12 protein-coding genes are annotated in these 13,712 nt (G+C 64.0%); 6 read left to right on the top strand and 6 right to left on the bottom strand.

The window, feature by feature from the left end; genetic code table 11:
• Positions 1-4: 4 nt before the first annotated feature.
• From AB7G19_RS26900 to AB7G19_RS26890, 3 genes are all read right to left on the bottom strand, one after another.
• Positions 5-709, bottom strand: a complete 705-nt coding sequence (locus AB7G19_RS26900; RefSeq protein ID WP_441268360.1) for a cytochrome c oxidase subunit 3 — start codon at positions 707-709, stop codon at positions 5-7.
• The gene (locus tag AB7G19_RS26895) at positions 706-2,484 is read right to left on the bottom strand and encodes a cbb3-type cytochrome c oxidase subunit I (protein WP_441268359.1); all 1,779 of its coding nucleotides are present in this window, start codon (positions 2,482-2,484) and stop codon (positions 706-708) included. Before AB7G19_RS26895 ends, AB7G19_RS26900 begins: the two co-directional genes overlap by 4 nt.
• Before the next feature lie 74 nt (positions 2,485-2,558).
• Positions 2,559-3,392, bottom strand: a complete 834-nt coding sequence (locus tag AB7G19_RS26890; protein WP_071915136.1) for a cytochrome c oxidase subunit II — start codon at positions 3,390-3,392, stop codon at positions 2,559-2,561.
• 545 nt (positions 3,393-3,937) lie between these two features.
• Between AB7G19_RS26890 and AB7G19_RS26885 the strand changes: the two genes are divergently transcribed.
• On the top strand, positions 3,938-4,846 hold the full coding sequence (locus AB7G19_RS26885; protein WP_166105719.1) for a DUF2189 domain-containing protein: 909 nt from the start codon (positions 3,938-3,940) through the stop codon (positions 4,844-4,846).
• A 54-nt stretch (positions 4,847-4,900) separates the two neighbouring features.
• On the opposite strand, the gene AB7G19_RS26880 is transcribed toward AB7G19_RS26885, so the two are convergent.
• Both AB7G19_RS26880 and AB7G19_RS26875 read right to left on the bottom strand, forming a co-directional pair.
• Positions 4,901-6,097, bottom strand: a complete 1,197-nt coding sequence (locus AB7G19_RS26880; RefSeq protein ID WP_441268358.1) for a DUF2865 domain-containing protein — start codon at positions 6,095-6,097, stop codon at positions 4,901-4,903.
• A 130-nt stretch (positions 6,098-6,227) separates the two neighbouring features.
• Positions 6,228-6,533 (bottom strand): hypothetical protein, encoded by a 306-nt coding sequence (locus AB7G19_RS26875; protein ID WP_354117388.1) that lies wholly within the window; start codon positions 6,531-6,533, stop codon positions 6,228-6,230.
• Between the two features lie 289 nt (positions 6,534-6,822).
• On the opposite strand from AB7G19_RS26875, the gene cysS reads away from it, so the two are divergent.
• From cysS to AB7G19_RS26855, 4 genes are all read left to right on the top strand, one after another.
• The gene (cysS, locus tag AB7G19_RS26870) at positions 6,823-8,205 is read left to right on the top strand and encodes a cysteine--tRNA ligase (RefSeq protein ID WP_441268357.1); all 1,383 of its coding nucleotides are present in this window, start codon (positions 6,823-6,825) and stop codon (positions 8,203-8,205) included.
• A 115-nt stretch (positions 8,206-8,320) separates the two neighbouring features.
• Positions 8,321-8,812: a GNAT family N-acetyltransferase gene (locus AB7G19_RS26865; protein ID WP_063986451.1), complete on the top strand. Its 492-nt coding sequence runs from the start codon at positions 8,321-8,323 to the stop codon at positions 8,810-8,812.
• Entirely contained in the window at positions 8,809-10,407 is a 1,599-nt protein-coding gene (gene cimA / locus AB7G19_RS26860; protein WP_441268356.1) for a citramalate synthase, read from the top strand. Before AB7G19_RS26865 ends, cimA begins: the two co-directional genes overlap by 4 nt.
• A gap of 142 nt (positions 10,408-10,549) precedes the next feature.
• Entirely contained in the window at positions 10,550-10,927 is a 378-nt protein-coding gene (locus AB7G19_RS26855; RefSeq protein WP_441268355.1) for a VOC family protein, read from the top strand.
• Between the two features lie 4 nt (positions 10,928-10,931).
• Here AB7G19_RS26855 and AB7G19_RS26850 read toward each other — a convergent pair whose 3' ends face one another.
• Positions 10,932-11,537: a TIGR00730 family Rossman fold protein gene (locus AB7G19_RS26850; RefSeq protein ID WP_071915130.1), complete on the bottom strand. Its 606-nt coding sequence runs from the start codon at positions 11,535-11,537 to the stop codon at positions 10,932-10,934.
• A 201-nt stretch (positions 11,538-11,738) separates the two neighbouring features.
• On the opposite strand from AB7G19_RS26850, the gene AB7G19_RS26845 reads away from it, so the two are divergent.
• A complete protein-coding gene (locus tag AB7G19_RS26845; protein WP_441268354.1) occupies positions 11,739-13,697 on the top strand; it encodes an ABCB family ABC transporter ATP-binding protein/permease in 1,959 nt (652 codons plus the stop codon).
• Positions 13,698-13,712: the final 15 nt, after the last annotated feature.

Genomic DNA, 13,712 nt, shown 5'->3' with positions numbered 1-13,712 from the left:
CTCCCTAGCTCAGCAATTGACGGCAGATGTTGACGAAATCGTCGGTCCAGCCCGTGAGAAGACCGAGCAGGACAAGCCAGACCAACAGCAGGAAGTGCCAGTAGATGGCGCACAGCTCCACGCTCAAGCGCATGTCGGCGATCTCGGTGCCGCGCCACACCTTGGCCGAGGTTCGCCCGAGGGCCACCAGGCCGCCCGTCAGATGCAGCCCGTGCACCGCAGTCAACAGGTAGAAGAAGGAATTCGCCGGATTGGACGCCACGAAATATCCGGCAGCCCCGAGCCGTTGCCAGGCCAGGAGCTGTCCGGCGAGGAAGATCACGGCAGATGCTCCGCCGGCGAGCAGACCGATCTTGACGCTCTCGGTATCGTCTCGCCCGGCAGCCACGTACGACCATTGCAGCGCGACACTGCTCAGGACCAGGACGCCCGTATTGACCCACAGCAGCCGCGGGACCGGCAGCGGCCGCCAGTCCACCACGCTCATGCGCATCGAGTAGGCGCTGATGAAGAGGACGAACAGTGTGCTCGCGACAGCGAGAAACACGCCAAGTCCGACCTTCGCTGCCGGCCAAGTCATGCTATCGCCGCCGGGGAAGTCACCGACCGAGCCTTCCTCCAGCCAGGGCTTGGCCATCAGCCGCTGCTGCGACAGCCACCATCCGGCGATCACCGCAAGCACAGCCAGGAACAGGATGATGGCGCTCACGAAGCAGCTCCCTGAACGAACTGCGTCGCGCGTGGCGGCTGGTTCTGCGGAATGAAGTCCTCCGCGGCGCCGGGCACACTGTAGTCATAGGCCCAGCGGTACACGACCGGGAGCTCCTTGCCCCAGTTGCCGTGTCCGGGGGGCGTCTCCGGCGTCTGCCACTCCAGCGTCGTCGCCCGCCACGGATTGCCGCCCGAGGCCTCGCCCTTGAACAGGCTCCAGGCAAGATTGAACAGGAACACCATCTGGCTGAAGCCGACGGTCAAGGCCACCACGGAGATGAAGGCGTTCAGTGTATGGGCCGAGGACGGGATGAACGCCGTGTCGCCGAGTTCGAAATACCGGCGCGGAACCCCGAGCAGTCCAAGGTAGTGCATGGGGAAGAAGATCAGGTAGGCGCCGAGGAAGGTGACCCAGAAGTGAAACTTGCCGAGGAGGTCGTTCAGCATCCGTCCCGTGACCTTGGGGTACCAATGATAGATCGCGCCGAGCACGACCATGATCGGCGCCACGCCCATCACCATGTGGAAATGCGCGACCACGAACATGGTGTCCGAGAGGGGCACGTCCACGACGACGTTGCCGAGGAAGAGGCCGGTGAGGCCGCCATTCACGAAGGTGATGATGAAGCCGAGGGCGAACAGCATCGGCACCCTGAGATGAATGTCGCCGCGCCACAGGGTCAGCACCCAGTTGTAGACCTTGATCGCTGTGGGGATGGCGATGATGAGCGTCGTGGTGGCGAAGAAGTACCCGAACTGCGGGAACATGCCGCTCACATACATGTGGTGCGCCCACACGACGAAGCTGAGCGCACCAATCCCCACGATGGCCCAGACCATCATGCGATAACCGAAGATGTTCTTGCGCGCATGCGTGCTGATCAGATCGGAGACGATGCCGAAGGCGGGCAGGGCGACGATGTAAACCTCGGGGTGGCCGAAGAACCAGAACAGGTGCTGGAAGAGCAGCGGGCTGCCGCCGCCGTATTTCGACAGCTGTCCCATCTCGACGAGGGAGGGCATGAAGAAGCTGGTTCCCAGGAGACGGTCGAGCAGCAGCATGACCGAGGCAACGAACAGTGCAGGGAATGCCAGCAACGCCATGACGGTCGCCGTGAAAATGCCCCACACCGTCAGGGGCAGGCGCATCAACGTCATGCCGCGGGTGCGCGCCTGCAGCACCGTGACCACGTAATTCAGCCCGCCCATGGTGAAGCCGATGATGAACAGGATCAGGGACGACATCATGAGAATGATGCCCCAATCCTGCCCGGGCGTTCCGGAGAGGATGGCTTGCGGCGGGTAGAGCGTCCAGCCGGCGCCGGTGGGGCCGCCGGGGACAAAGAATGTCGAGGCCAGCACCAGGACTGCGAGCAGGTAGACCCAGTAGCTCAGCATGTTCACATAGGGGAAGACCATGTCCCGGGCGCCGACCATCAGCGGGATCAGGTAGTTGCCGAAGCCGCCCAGGAACAATGCGGTGAGCAGATAGATCACCATGATCATGCCGTGCATGGTGATGAACTGGAGGTACTGGTTGGCATCGATGAAAGAGAAGGTGCCGGGGAATCCCAGTTGCAGTCGCATCAGCCACGACAGCACCAGGGCCACCAGCCCGATGGCCGAGGCCGTCAGCGAATACTGAATGGCGATCACCTTGGCGTCCTGCGAGAAGACATACCGTGTCCACCAGCTCCTTGGATGATAGAGCTCGACTTCAGGTACTTCGGCAGGCGGGATGCCTGCGATCCCTTCATATGGAATATCGACCATAGAAACCTCCTCGGTCGTTTCCATCGGGGGTGAGGCATTGGCCTCGTGCACCCGATCTTCGCAGCGGCAGCCTGCTACTTGCCGCCGGATTGGTACGTCGCCTTCACGACAGCTCGCGCCGGCGACAATTCGGCAAACGTCTTTTGTTGCTCAAGCCAAGCGTGATATTCACGCTCTTCGTCGACGATGACCTTGGCCCGCATCTGATAATGAGCCGCGCCACAGAGCTCCGCACATAGAACATCGAACGTTCCGGTTCGGATCGGCGTTATCCAGAAGTAGGTCACCATGCCGGGGACCATGTCCATCTTGGCGCGGAATTCGGGCACGTAGAAATCGTGCAGGACATCAACCGAGCGGAGGAGAACCTTGACCGGCTTTCCCATTTGAAGGTGCAGGTCGCCGTTCTCGATCACGACGTCGTCCTGCGCATGCGGGTCGTCACGATTGAGCCCCATCGGATTGTCGGAAGCGATGTTGCGGACATCGGATGTGCCCAGCCGCCCATCCTTGCCCGGAAGGCGGAAGCTCCATTGCCATTGCTGGCCCATGACTTCGACCTCGGTGGCATCCGCAGGCACCGTCACGAACTGGTGCCAGACCACGAGACCGGGCGCGAGCATGGCGGCGACGCCGACGCCGGTCCCGACGCTCAGCCACCATTCGAGCTTTTTGTTTTCCGGATTATAGTCGGCCCGCCTTCCCTCTTTGTGGTGAAAGCGGAAGACGCAATAGGCCATGAAGGCGATGACCGCGACGAAAACGAAGCCCGTGATCCAGAACGTGATGCTGATGGTGTGGTCGATATAGGCCCAGTTCGTGGCGATCGGCGTCCACCACCACGGGCTGTAGAGGTGAAACAGCACCGAGCCGATCGCGACCAGAAGCAGTATCAGTGCGACAGCCATCCTGATCCATCCTTGCCATCGAAGGCTACGGATACGAATCCAGGGCGGAGCTCACGTCTGTCGCGATGGCGGACTTTCTCTACGCGGACATCTATGCTGACATATGCGCCATCACCGCGCCTCTTGCCTCGCCCATTCAACCGGTCGCGATATTCAAGAGGAAGACCGCGACCGCTGGGGGCGTCCAGACTTTTAAAATGATCCCCCGCGAACCCGGCGTCAATAGCATGTCAGCACGCTTAGGCGGCGTGGGCGATCCATGTTGCCGTGCAAGCTGGCGAGCGTCAGTCGCATTCTCGATGTGATGCATCGCACAAAATATGCGACGCACAATTCACCCAGCCGGGAGCGCTGGTCATTCCAGATCGCGCGCGCTAAGCTCGGGGCGCAGGTCGCGACGGGTTTCGTCCGGCTAAGCTCCTTCCTCGTTGAGCCTGGAACTGCCGTACTCGGCTCGATCGCGTCTCCCGCACATAAGGGCGGATACGCGCGGCCGGAAAGCGCGCCGTTTGCCGCCGCGACTTTCAGCAGAGGAGGGTGTGTCCATGGCCACTCTTTATCCCGACAACATCATAAAGCGGCACCTGTTCGGCGAAGCGGCCTCCTACCCCATTCGCAAGATCAGCTTGTCCGACCTGACCGAGGCCCTACGCCTGGGTTGGGAGGATTTCCAGGCGATGCCGAGCCACGCGATCGTCGTGTGCGTGATTTATCCCGTTCTCGGTCTCGTCCTGTTCAGGATGGTTCTCGGCTATTCGGTGCTGCCGCTCCTGTTTCCGCTGGCTGCCGGCTTTGCCTTGATCGGCCCTTTTGCCGCGATCGGTCTCTATGAACTCAGCCGGCGTCGCGAGCGCGGCGAGGAGGTCGATGCATGGGATGCGATCAAGGTGCTGCGCGCACCGTCGTTCGGCGCCATGGTCGAGCTCGGCGTGCTTCTGCTGGTCCTGTTCGGGGCCTGGATCGGTGTCGCGAACGCAATCTATGTCACGATCTTCGGTCACGCGGCGGCCGCAAGCATTCCCGACTTCGCAACGCGCGTGCTGACGACACCGGAGGGCTGGTCGCTCATCATCGTCGGTTGCGGTTGTGGCTTCCTGTTTGCGGTTGTGGCCTTGTGCGTCAGCGTCGTGTCGTTTCCGTTGATGCTCGACCGGCATGCGACTGCGATCGACGCGATCCGCACGTCGCTCCGAGCAGTGGCCGCGAATCCGGTTGCGATGGCCGGATGGGGCCTCATCGTCGCGGCACTGCTCGTGATCGGCTCGCTGCCGTTCTTCGTCGGTCTCGCTGTCGTCCTGCCGGTGCTCGGTCATGCCACCTGGCACCTCTATCGGCGGGTGGTCGAGCCGAATCCGAATCCACCGGACGAGCCGCCGCCGCCCCCGAAGGGAAAGCGCTACGCAGCGGACTTTCCGGCCAATCTCTTCCCGTGGAGCCGCGAGGGTAAGCAGTAACAGCGAAACGGCCGCACCTGGCGGCCGCCTTCGCGGGGCATGACGGGTTAGAGCCTACTTCTGCTGCTGCGGCAGGAACGTCGGGCCGACCGAGCGGATCGGCTTGTTCTCCGACGAATTGGTGGCCGTGCCGGTATCCGCAGGCGCTGCCGCAGCCGGTGCGCTGGCCGTCGTCGGCGCGGGAGCCGCGCCCTTCTTGGCAGTCGCAGGCGTGCCCTTGTTGAGCCGCTGCTGCTGCATCTTCTTGGCGCTCTCCTCGGTGACGATGATGTCACCCTGCTGCTCGGCCGCCGCCTTGTCGTCGGCGGATTTCAGCGCGTCGGCCCAGGTCTGGCCTGCGGCCTTGCAGGAGCAGGACGGGTTGAACTCGCTGCGGAATTTGAACGCGGTCGGCAGCGCCGTGTAGGGCTGGCCGCTGGTGGAGACCGCGGAGTTCATGTCCTCGCCGGGATTGCGATGGGTGTAGAGCACGGCTTCCGCGGCCGGGCACAGCGCCTTGCAGGTCTTCTCATCGTCGGGGAAGCGCGCCGGCACGGTGGCAAACGAGACCGGGAAATAGGCGCCGTCGCAGGTGCGCACGCACACGGTGCGGTAGGTGCCGGATTGTGGTCCGAGATCGGAGGGCGGCACGCCTTGCGGATTGTTGGGGTTGTTGCCGCCGCCGCCGAACAGATTGTTCAGGAAGTTGCCGCCTTGCGATTGCGCGGCGTTGGCATATTGCGGGCCGCAATTGTTCTGCGCCAGCGCCGCCAGCACCGAGCGGCGCTGGTTGTCGCGCTCCGGGCTGAAGCCGCCGGGGCCGCCGCCGCGCAGGCGTTCGAGATTGCCGGTGATCTGGTCCAGATTGGCGCGCATCTGCTGGATCTGGGTGTTGACCGGACCGCATTGCGCCGACTGGCCGTTGAACAGCGAGAAGAAGCCGGAGGAATCGCAGCCCATGCGCTTGGCCTGCATGGTGACGCGGTCGAGCTCGGCCTGCTGCTTGGCCTGGGAATCCTGGTAGCGGCGGATCTGGTCTTCGCGCGCGGGGTCGCCACCGCCGCCGCCACGATCGAGCCCGGCGAGCTGGCCTTCCAGCCGCACGCACATCGGATTTGGTCCAAGCCCGTTCTGGCCGGGCTGAGGCGGCGGGCCGGGCGGGCCCGCTTGCGCGAAAGCACCGTTGGCGAGCACGACCGTGCCCAGAAGCACGGTGCAGGCAAGGATGGAGCGAGCACGGGAGAGAGACAAAAATTCAGGCATATCCGCCATTCTAGCGAGGTCACGGCCCGGCGTGATTTTGGGGGCCGACGCGCGCCCTCCAATAGCCGCTTCCTGCGGCATCGTCACGTCGTTTCAGGGGCCGAAAACTGGTCCTAAGGTCCGCCAGCTCCGAGGGAATTCAGCGCTGGCAGGTGATTGCGACATATTCGTCGCAATGGCCATGGGAGCAGTTTGCGCCGGTTTTTGGGACAGAGCCGGTAATTTCGTCGGGATCGACCCGGCGATAGGCCGAGGCCTGGGCAAAATCGCGTGACTGGCAATAGGTGCGCGCGACCTGTGCGCCGCATTTCTCACCCTTGGCGAGGCACTGGTCGACACCGTAGCCGTCCGCCTGGTTGGCGATGATGAAGACGCGGGTCTCGGCGAATGCGCTGGATGCCGCGATGATGGAGGCACAAGAGACGAGCGCGAGCAGGGATCGCATGGGTGCACCGGGGCTTTAGGGAACCGCCGGGTTTCAAGTAAACTCAAAAGGTTAAGGATGATGAACCATCAAGGCGGGGCGGCCGCGCTTTGCGGAGATAAAACGGCGTTTTCGCGGCTCTCTTGACGCGGGGGCGCCTGATAGCCCATATGTGGCCGCATGTACGGTCTCCTCGCCATTTGTGGCATTTGCCGCGAGATTACGAGCTAGCGATTCGCTGGCTGGAGCCGTCTTTTCTCAAAAGCATTGAGAGCACTGGACGCCCGGCCAACAGCCGACGGGTATCCATATGGAATTGCGCCTTTACGATACGCTGAGCCGGGACAAGCGCACCTTCGTGCCGCTCGATGCGAAGAACGTCCGCATGTATGTCTGCGGACCGACCGTCTATGACTTCGCCCATATCGGCAATGCGCGGCCGGTGATCGTGTTCGACGTGCTGTTTCGGCTGCTGCGCCATCTCTATGGCGAGGCGCACGTGACCTATGTCCGCAACATCACCGACGTCGACGACAAGATCAACGACCGCGCCGCGCGCGATTTTCCGGGGCTCCCGCTCAACGAGGCGATCCGCAAGGTCACCGAGCAGACAGGAAGACAGTTTCACGCCGACGTCGACGCACTTGGCGCGCTGAGGCCGAGCGTCGAGCCGCGCGCGACCGAGCATATCGGCGAGATGCGCGAGATCATCGAGAGGCTGATCGCCGGCGGCTTTGCCTATGCTGCCGAGGACCATGTGCTGTTCTCGCCGCAGGCGATGAACGCGGCCAATTCCGGCCTGCCGCGCTATGGCGCGCTGTCCAATCGCTCGCTGGACGAGATGATCGCCGGCGCCCGCGTCGATGTCGCGCCCTACAAGAAGGACAACACCGACTTCGTGCTGTGGAAGCCGTCCAAGCCGGGTGAGCCGTCATGGCCGTCGCCGGCCGGCATCAAGGCAGACGGCCGTCCGGGCTGGCACATCGAGTGCTCGGCCATGGCCTGGAAGCATCTCGGCGAGTATTTCGACATCCATGGCGGCGGTATCGATCTCGTGTTTCCGCATCACGAGAACGAGGTCGCGCAAACCTGCTGCGCCTTCCACCAGGAGCGCATGGCGAACTACTGGATGCACAACGGCTTCCTGCAGGTCGAGAGCGAGAAGATGTCGAAGTCGCTCGGCAACTTCGTCACCATCCACGAGCTCCTCGCGGACTGGCCGGGGGAGGTGCTGCGTCTGAACATGCTGAAGACGCATTACCGCTCGCCGATCGACTGGACCCTGAAGTCGCTGGAGGAGAGCGCCAGGACGCTCGACGACTGGTATCGGGTCGCGGCCGACGCCGAGCCCGGCCAGCCGGCCGCGTCCGTGGTCGAGCCGCTGCTCGACGACCTCAATACGCCGCTAGCGATCGCGGCGCTGCACGGCCTGCGTGGCAGCGACGTGAGCGCGCTGGCGGGCTCGTTGCGCCTGCTCGGCTTCCTCTCCGAAAGCGCTGCGCAGTGGGAAGGGCGCAAGCGGCAGGCCAGCGGGGTCGATGCCAGGGAAGTCGAACGCCTGATCTCGGAGCGGACGGCCGCCCGTAGCCGCAAGGACTTCAAAGAGTCCGACCGTATTCGCGATCTGCTTGCCGCGATGGGCGTTGCGATCAAGGACTCCAAGGACGGGACGACGTGGGAGGTCGCGCGATGAAGCGGCCCGACACGCCTTTTCCGCGGCACTGGCTCTATTACATCGCGCTGAAGATCCTGCTGCTCGTGGCCGCCGTGGCGCTGGCGCTGAAACTCTATGGGATGTGGTGAAGACGATGGGACAGACTTTGCCAAAACCCGGCTTGCGGCCGTTCCTGCCTGATGACGTGCCGGTTCTCGCCGCGATCTTCACGGCAAGCATCGAGGAGCTGACCGGCGAAGACTACAACGAGGCGCAGCAGCAGGCCTGGATGGAAGCGGCGGAAACCGAAGAGTTCGGCAAGCGGCTCGCGGCCGACCTGACGCTGGTCGCGACGCTGGAGGGCTCGCCCGTCGGCTTCGCCTCGCTGCGCGGGGCCGATCACATCCATATGCTCTATGTGCATCCCGCCGTGACCGGTCAGGGCATCGCGACCATGCTGGTGGACGCGCTGGAAAAGCTCGCCGGCGGCCGTGGCGCGACCAGCCTGTCGGTCGATGCCAGCGACACCGCGCAAAACTTCTTCGCCAAGCGCGGCTATGTCGCCATGCAGCGCAACAGTATCACCATCAACGACGAGTGGCTCGCCAACACCACGATGAAGAAGACGCTCGGAGCTGCGCAATGAGCAAGGAGCGTCTCTATCTGTTCGACACCACGCTGCGCGACGGGGCGCAGACCAACGGCGTCGATTTCACCCTGACCAACAAGCAGGTCATCGCGGCGATGCTCGACGATCTCGGCATCGACTATGTCGAGGGCGGCTATCCCGGCGCCAATCCGACCGACACCGAGTTCTTCGGCACCAAGCCCAAGCTCAAGCATGCGCGCTTCACCGCCTTCGGCATGACGCGCCGGGCAGGGCGCTCGGTCTCCAACGATCCCGGCGTGGCCGGGCTCCTTGAAGCGAAGGCCGATGCGATCTGCTTCGTGGCGAAGTCCTCGGCCTATCAGGTGCGCGTCGCGCTGGAGACGACGAACGAAGAAAATCTGGCGTCGATCCGCGACAGCGTCGCGGCGGCGAAGGCCGCGGGCCGCGAGGTCATGCTCGACTGCGAGCACTTCTTCGACGGCTACAAGGAGGATTCAACCTTCGCGCTCGCCTGCGCCAAGGCCGCCTATGAGGCCGGCGCGCGCTGGGTGGTGCTGTGCGACACCAATGGCGGCACCATGCCGAACGAGATCGAGGCCATCGTCACCGAGGTGACGAAACACATCCCGGGCGACCATGTCGGCATCCACGCCCATAACGACACCGAGCAGGCGGTGGCCAATTCGCTCGCCGCGGTGCGCGCCGGCGCGCGGCAGATCCAGGGCACCTTGAACGGCCTTGGCGAGCGCTGCGGCAACGCCAATCTGTGCTCGCTGATCCCGACGCTGAAGCTCAAGAAGGAGTTTTCGGACGCCTTCGAGATCGGCGTCACGCCCGAAAAGCTCGCAACTCTCGTCAAGGTCTCGCGCACCCTCGACGACATGCTCAACCGCGTGCCGAACCGGCATGCGGCCTATGTCGGCGAGAGCGCCTTCGTCACCAAGACCGGCATCCACGCCTCGGCAGTGCTGAAGGATCCGCAGACGTATGAGCATGTGCTGCCGGAATTGGTCGGCAATCATCGCAAGGTGCTGGTGTCAGACCAGGCCGGACGCTCCAACGTCATCGCGGAGCTGGACCGGGCCGGCATCGCCTACGAGAAGAGCGATCCCAAGCTGACGCGGCTGGTCGAGGAATTGAAGGAGCGCGAGGCGGCGGGCTACGCCTATGAATCCGCCAACGCATCGTTCGATCTGCTGGCGCGCCGCACGCTCGGCAAGGTGCCGCATTATTTCGAGGTCGAGCAGTTCGACGTCAATGTCGAGCAGCGCTACAATTCGCACGGCGAGCGCGTCACCGTCGCCCTTGCAGTGGTCAAGGTCGACGTTGCCGGCGAGCGTTTGATCTCGGCCGCCGAAGGCAACGGCCCCGTCAACGCGCTCGACGTCGCGCTGCGCAAGGATCTCGGCAAGTACCAGAAGTACATCGAGGGCCTGACGCTGATCGACTACCGCGTCCGTATCCTCAACGGCGGCACCGGCGCGGTCACGCGCGTGCTGATCGAGAGCGAGGACGAGAACGGCGATCGCTGGACCACGGTCGGCGTGTCTCCGAACATCATCGACGCCTCGTTCCAGGCGCTGATGGACTCGGTGATCTACAAGCTCGTGAAGTCGGGGGCGCCGGCGTAGGGGACGGCTACGTAAGGGACGGCGCGGCCACAAACGCCGTCATTGCGAGGAGCGAAGCGACGAAGCAATCCAGAATCGTTCCGCGGAGGGACTCTGGATTGCTTCGCTTCGCTCGCAATGACGAGGGGAGGGAGCACGGCATATGATCGACCACATCTCCGTCGGCGTCACCGATCTCGATCGCTCCGCAAAATTCTACGAGACCACGCTCGCCGCGCTCGGCCTCACGCGCCTCGTCGCGCGGCCGCGGACGATCGGCTTCGGCAAGGCCTATCCCGAGTTCTGGATCAATCTGCGCGAGGGTATGCCGCACGTGGCAGCGGAGAGCGGCGTGCACATCTGCCTGCGGGCGAAGACGACGGCCGAGGTCGATGCGTTTCACGCCGCGGCGCTGTCCGCCGGCGGTGCGTCCGACGGCGCGCCAGGCATCCGTCCGCATGACCGCGTGCGCTACTACGCGGCCTTCGTGACCGATCCCGATGGCAACCGGATCGAGGCGGTGACGTTTCCGGCGGAGTAAGGCGCTAGAGCTTGCGCGCCACTTCCGGGGCGAGCTGCGTTTCAGATTCGGCGATCTGTGCCGCTGCCGCTTTCAGCTTCGGCAGAATATCCTCGACGCGATCGGCCTTGAGGATGTCGACCGAAAGGCCGGCGCGGATGAACTCGGTCTGGCGCATGTGCGACAGCAGCGAAAACAGCGGCTCCCAGAAATTGTCGATGTTGGCTAGCAGCACCGGCTTGGCGTGACGGCCGAGCTGTTTCCAGGTCAGCTGCTCCACCAGCTCTTCGAGCGTGCCAACGCCGCCCGGCAGCGCCACGAAGGCGTCGGAGCGCTCGAACATCAGCCGCTTGCGCTCGTGCATGTCGGGGGTGACGATCATCTCCTGCACGCGGGTCAGCGCGTTCTCGCGCTTCCGGAGGAATTCAGGAATGATGCCGGTGACGGTGCCGCCGTGATCGAGCACGGAGGTCGCGACCGAGCCCATCAGGCCGAGCGAGCCGCCGCCATAGACCAGGCGGACGTTGTTCTCGGCGAGAGCCTTGCCGAACGCCTTGGCGCCTTCGGTGAAGCTGGGATTGGTTCCTGGGCCGGAGCCGCAATAGACGCAGACAGTTTTGATCGTGCTCATTGGTGCCATGATGCATTGCAGCGCAGGGGCGTCAAGCCCAATTGGTGATTCGGATCACCCGGAAATCTACCGGTAAATGGCGACAAACAATCAAAGATTCGCCATCTGGCGGGGTGCGCTGGCATCGGGAAGGCTCTATATGACGGGCGAAAACCGCAAATCGTAACGCTGCCCGCACCCGGCGGGCTTTCAGGCTTCTTGATGGACCAACCTCAATCGTTCGACGGCGCAGACGTTCCCGATCCTCCCGCAGGGGGATCGCTGGAGCGAGCCACGCTGATGGGCACGCTGGCGCATCTGTGGCCCTATATCTGGCCGGGCGACCGTTTCGACCTGAAGATGCGGGTGGTCTGGTCGATGGTGCTGCTGCTCGCCGCCAAGCTGATCACGTTGACCGTGCCGTTCAGCTTCAAATGGGCGACGGATGCGCTGACCGGCGCCAACACCGCACCGGTCGCGGCCGACAACTGGCACCTCTGGGTGATCGCCTCGCCATTGCTGCTGACCGCAAGCTATGGCGTGACGCGCATCCTGATGGCGGTTCTGACGCAATGGCGCGACGGCATCTTCGCCCGCGTCGCCATGCATGCGGTGCGCAAGCTCGCCACCATCACCTTCATCCACATGCACGAGCTGTCGCTGCGCTTTCACCTCGAGCGCAAGACCGGCGGCCTGACGCGCGTGCTCGAGCGCGGCCGCGAGGGTATCGAGGTCATCGTGCGCATGGTGATCCTGCAGCTGATCCCGACCATCGTCGAGGTCACGCTGCTATTGGCGGTGCTGCTGTGGCAGTTCGACTGGCGCTACGTCGTGGCGACGCTGATCACGGTCGCGGTCTACATGTACTACACCTACATCGCGACCGAGTGGCGGATCGGGATCCGCCGCAAGATGAACGATTCCGACACCGAGGCGAACACCAAGGCGATCGACTCGCTGCTCAACTACGAGACCGTGAAATATTTCAGCGCGGAGACGCGCGAGGCGCAGCGTTACGACAAGTCGGTCGCGCGCTACGAGGAGTCGAGCGTTCAGGCCTATACCTCGCTCGCGGTGCTCAACACCGGCCAGGCCGTGATCTTCACGCTCGGGCTGACCGCGACCATGCTGATGTGCGCGATCGGCGTGCGCAACGGCACCAACACGGTCGGCGATTTCGTGCTGGTCAATGCCATGATGATCCAGCTCTACCAGCCGCTGAATTTCATGGGCATGGTCTATCGCGAGATCAAGCAGGCCATCATCGACATCGAGAAGATGTTCAACGTGCTGGGCCGCGAGGCCGAGATCAAGGACGTGCCCGACGCGCAGCCGCTGGTGGTCTCGGCCGGCAATCTGCGTTTCGAGGACGTGCGCTTCGCCTATGAGCCGACGCGGCCGATCCTCAAGGGCATCAGCTTCGAGGTGCCGGCCGGCAAGACGGTCGCGATCGTCGGCCCGTCGGGGGCGGGCAAGTCGACCATCTCGCGTCTGTTGTTCCGCCTCTACGACATCTCAGGCGGCAAGATCCTGATCGACGGCCAGGACATCCGCGAGGTCACGCAGGCCAGTTTGCGCGCCTCGATCGGCATGGTGCCGCAGGATACGGTGCTGTTCAACGATACCATCCGCTACAACATCCGCTACGGCCGCTGGGATGCCGATGATGCCGAGGTCGAAGAGGCGGCGCGGCTGGCGCAGATCGATCATTTCATCCGCATGGCGCCGATGGGCTACGAGACCCAGGTCGGCGAGCGCGGCCTGAAGCTCTCGGGCGGCGAGAAGCAGCGCGTCGCCATCGCGCGCACCGTGCTCAAGGCGCCGCCGATCCTGGTGCTGGACGAAGCGACCTCGGCGCTCGACACCCACACCGAGCACGAGATCCAGGGCGCGCTCGACCGCGTGTCGAAGAACCGCACCTCGCTGGTGATCGCGCACCGGCTGTCCACCATCGTCGGCGCCGACGAGATCATCGTGCTGGACCAGGGCCGGATCGCCGAGCGGGGCACCCACGCCAAGCTGCTCGTGCAGGGCGGCCTTTACGCCAGCATGTGGAACAGGCAGCGCGAAGCCGAGGCGGCACGCGAGAAACTGGCCAAGATGGCGGATTCCAGCGAGGCGCCCAACCGGGAGCCGCCGCCGGTCGACGACGCCCTCGCGACGTCAGCGGCCGCGGAGTGACCTTGTCTCGGGTCC

Origin of the sequence: Bradyrhizobium sp. 215_C5_N1_1 (genome assembly GCF_052075935.1) — a bacterium.
In the GTDB taxonomy this organism is placed as follows: Bacteria; Pseudomonadota; Alphaproteobacteria; order Rhizobiales; family Xanthobacteraceae; genus Bradyrhizobium; species Bradyrhizobium barranii.
Note: the sequence above shows the minus strand (reverse complement) of the source record. Positions and strands in the feature narration are given on the sequence as shown.

What these genes read in the sequence shown, in the direction of transcription:
- AB7G19_RS26895 (WP_441268359.1), bottom strand. Translation starts at nt 2,484, where the DNA reads ATGGTCGATATTCCATATGAAGGGATCGCAGGCATCCCGCCTGCCGAA.
- AB7G19_RS26890 (WP_071915136.1), bottom strand. Translation starts at nt 3,392, where the DNA reads ATGGCTGTCGCACTGATACTGCTTCTGGTCGCGATCGGCTCGGTGCTG.
- AB7G19_RS26885 (WP_166105719.1), top strand. Translation starts at nt 3,938, where the DNA reads ATGGCCACTCTTTATCCCGACAACATCATAAAGCGGCACCTGTTCGGC.
- AB7G19_RS26880 (WP_441268358.1), bottom strand. Translation starts at nt 6,097, where the DNA reads ATGGCGGATATGCCTGAATTTTTGTCTCTCTCCCGTGCTCGCTCCATC.
- AB7G19_RS26875 (WP_354117388.1), bottom strand. Translation starts at nt 6,533, where the DNA reads ATGCGATCCCTGCTCGCGCTCGTCTCTTGTGCCTCCATCATCGCGGCA.
- cysS (WP_441268357.1), top strand. Translation starts at nt 6,823, where the DNA reads ATGGAATTGCGCCTTTACGATACGCTGAGCCGGGACAAGCGCACCTTC.
- AB7G19_RS26865 (WP_063986451.1), top strand. Translation starts at nt 8,321, where the DNA reads ATGGGACAGACTTTGCCAAAACCCGGCTTGCGGCCGTTCCTGCCTGAT.
- cimA (WP_441268356.1), top strand. Translation starts at nt 8,809, where the DNA reads ATGAGCAAGGAGCGTCTCTATCTGTTCGACACCACGCTGCGCGACGGG.
- AB7G19_RS26855 (WP_441268355.1), top strand. Translation starts at nt 10,550, where the DNA reads ATGATCGACCACATCTCCGTCGGCGTCACCGATCTCGATCGCTCCGCA.
- AB7G19_RS26850 (WP_071915130.1), bottom strand. Translation starts at nt 11,537, where the DNA reads ATGAGCACGATCAAAACTGTCTGCGTCTATTGCGGCTCCGGCCCAGGA.
- AB7G19_RS26845 (WP_441268354.1), top strand. Translation starts at nt 11,739, where the DNA reads ATGGACCAACCTCAATCGTTCGACGGCGCAGACGTTCCCGATCCTCCC.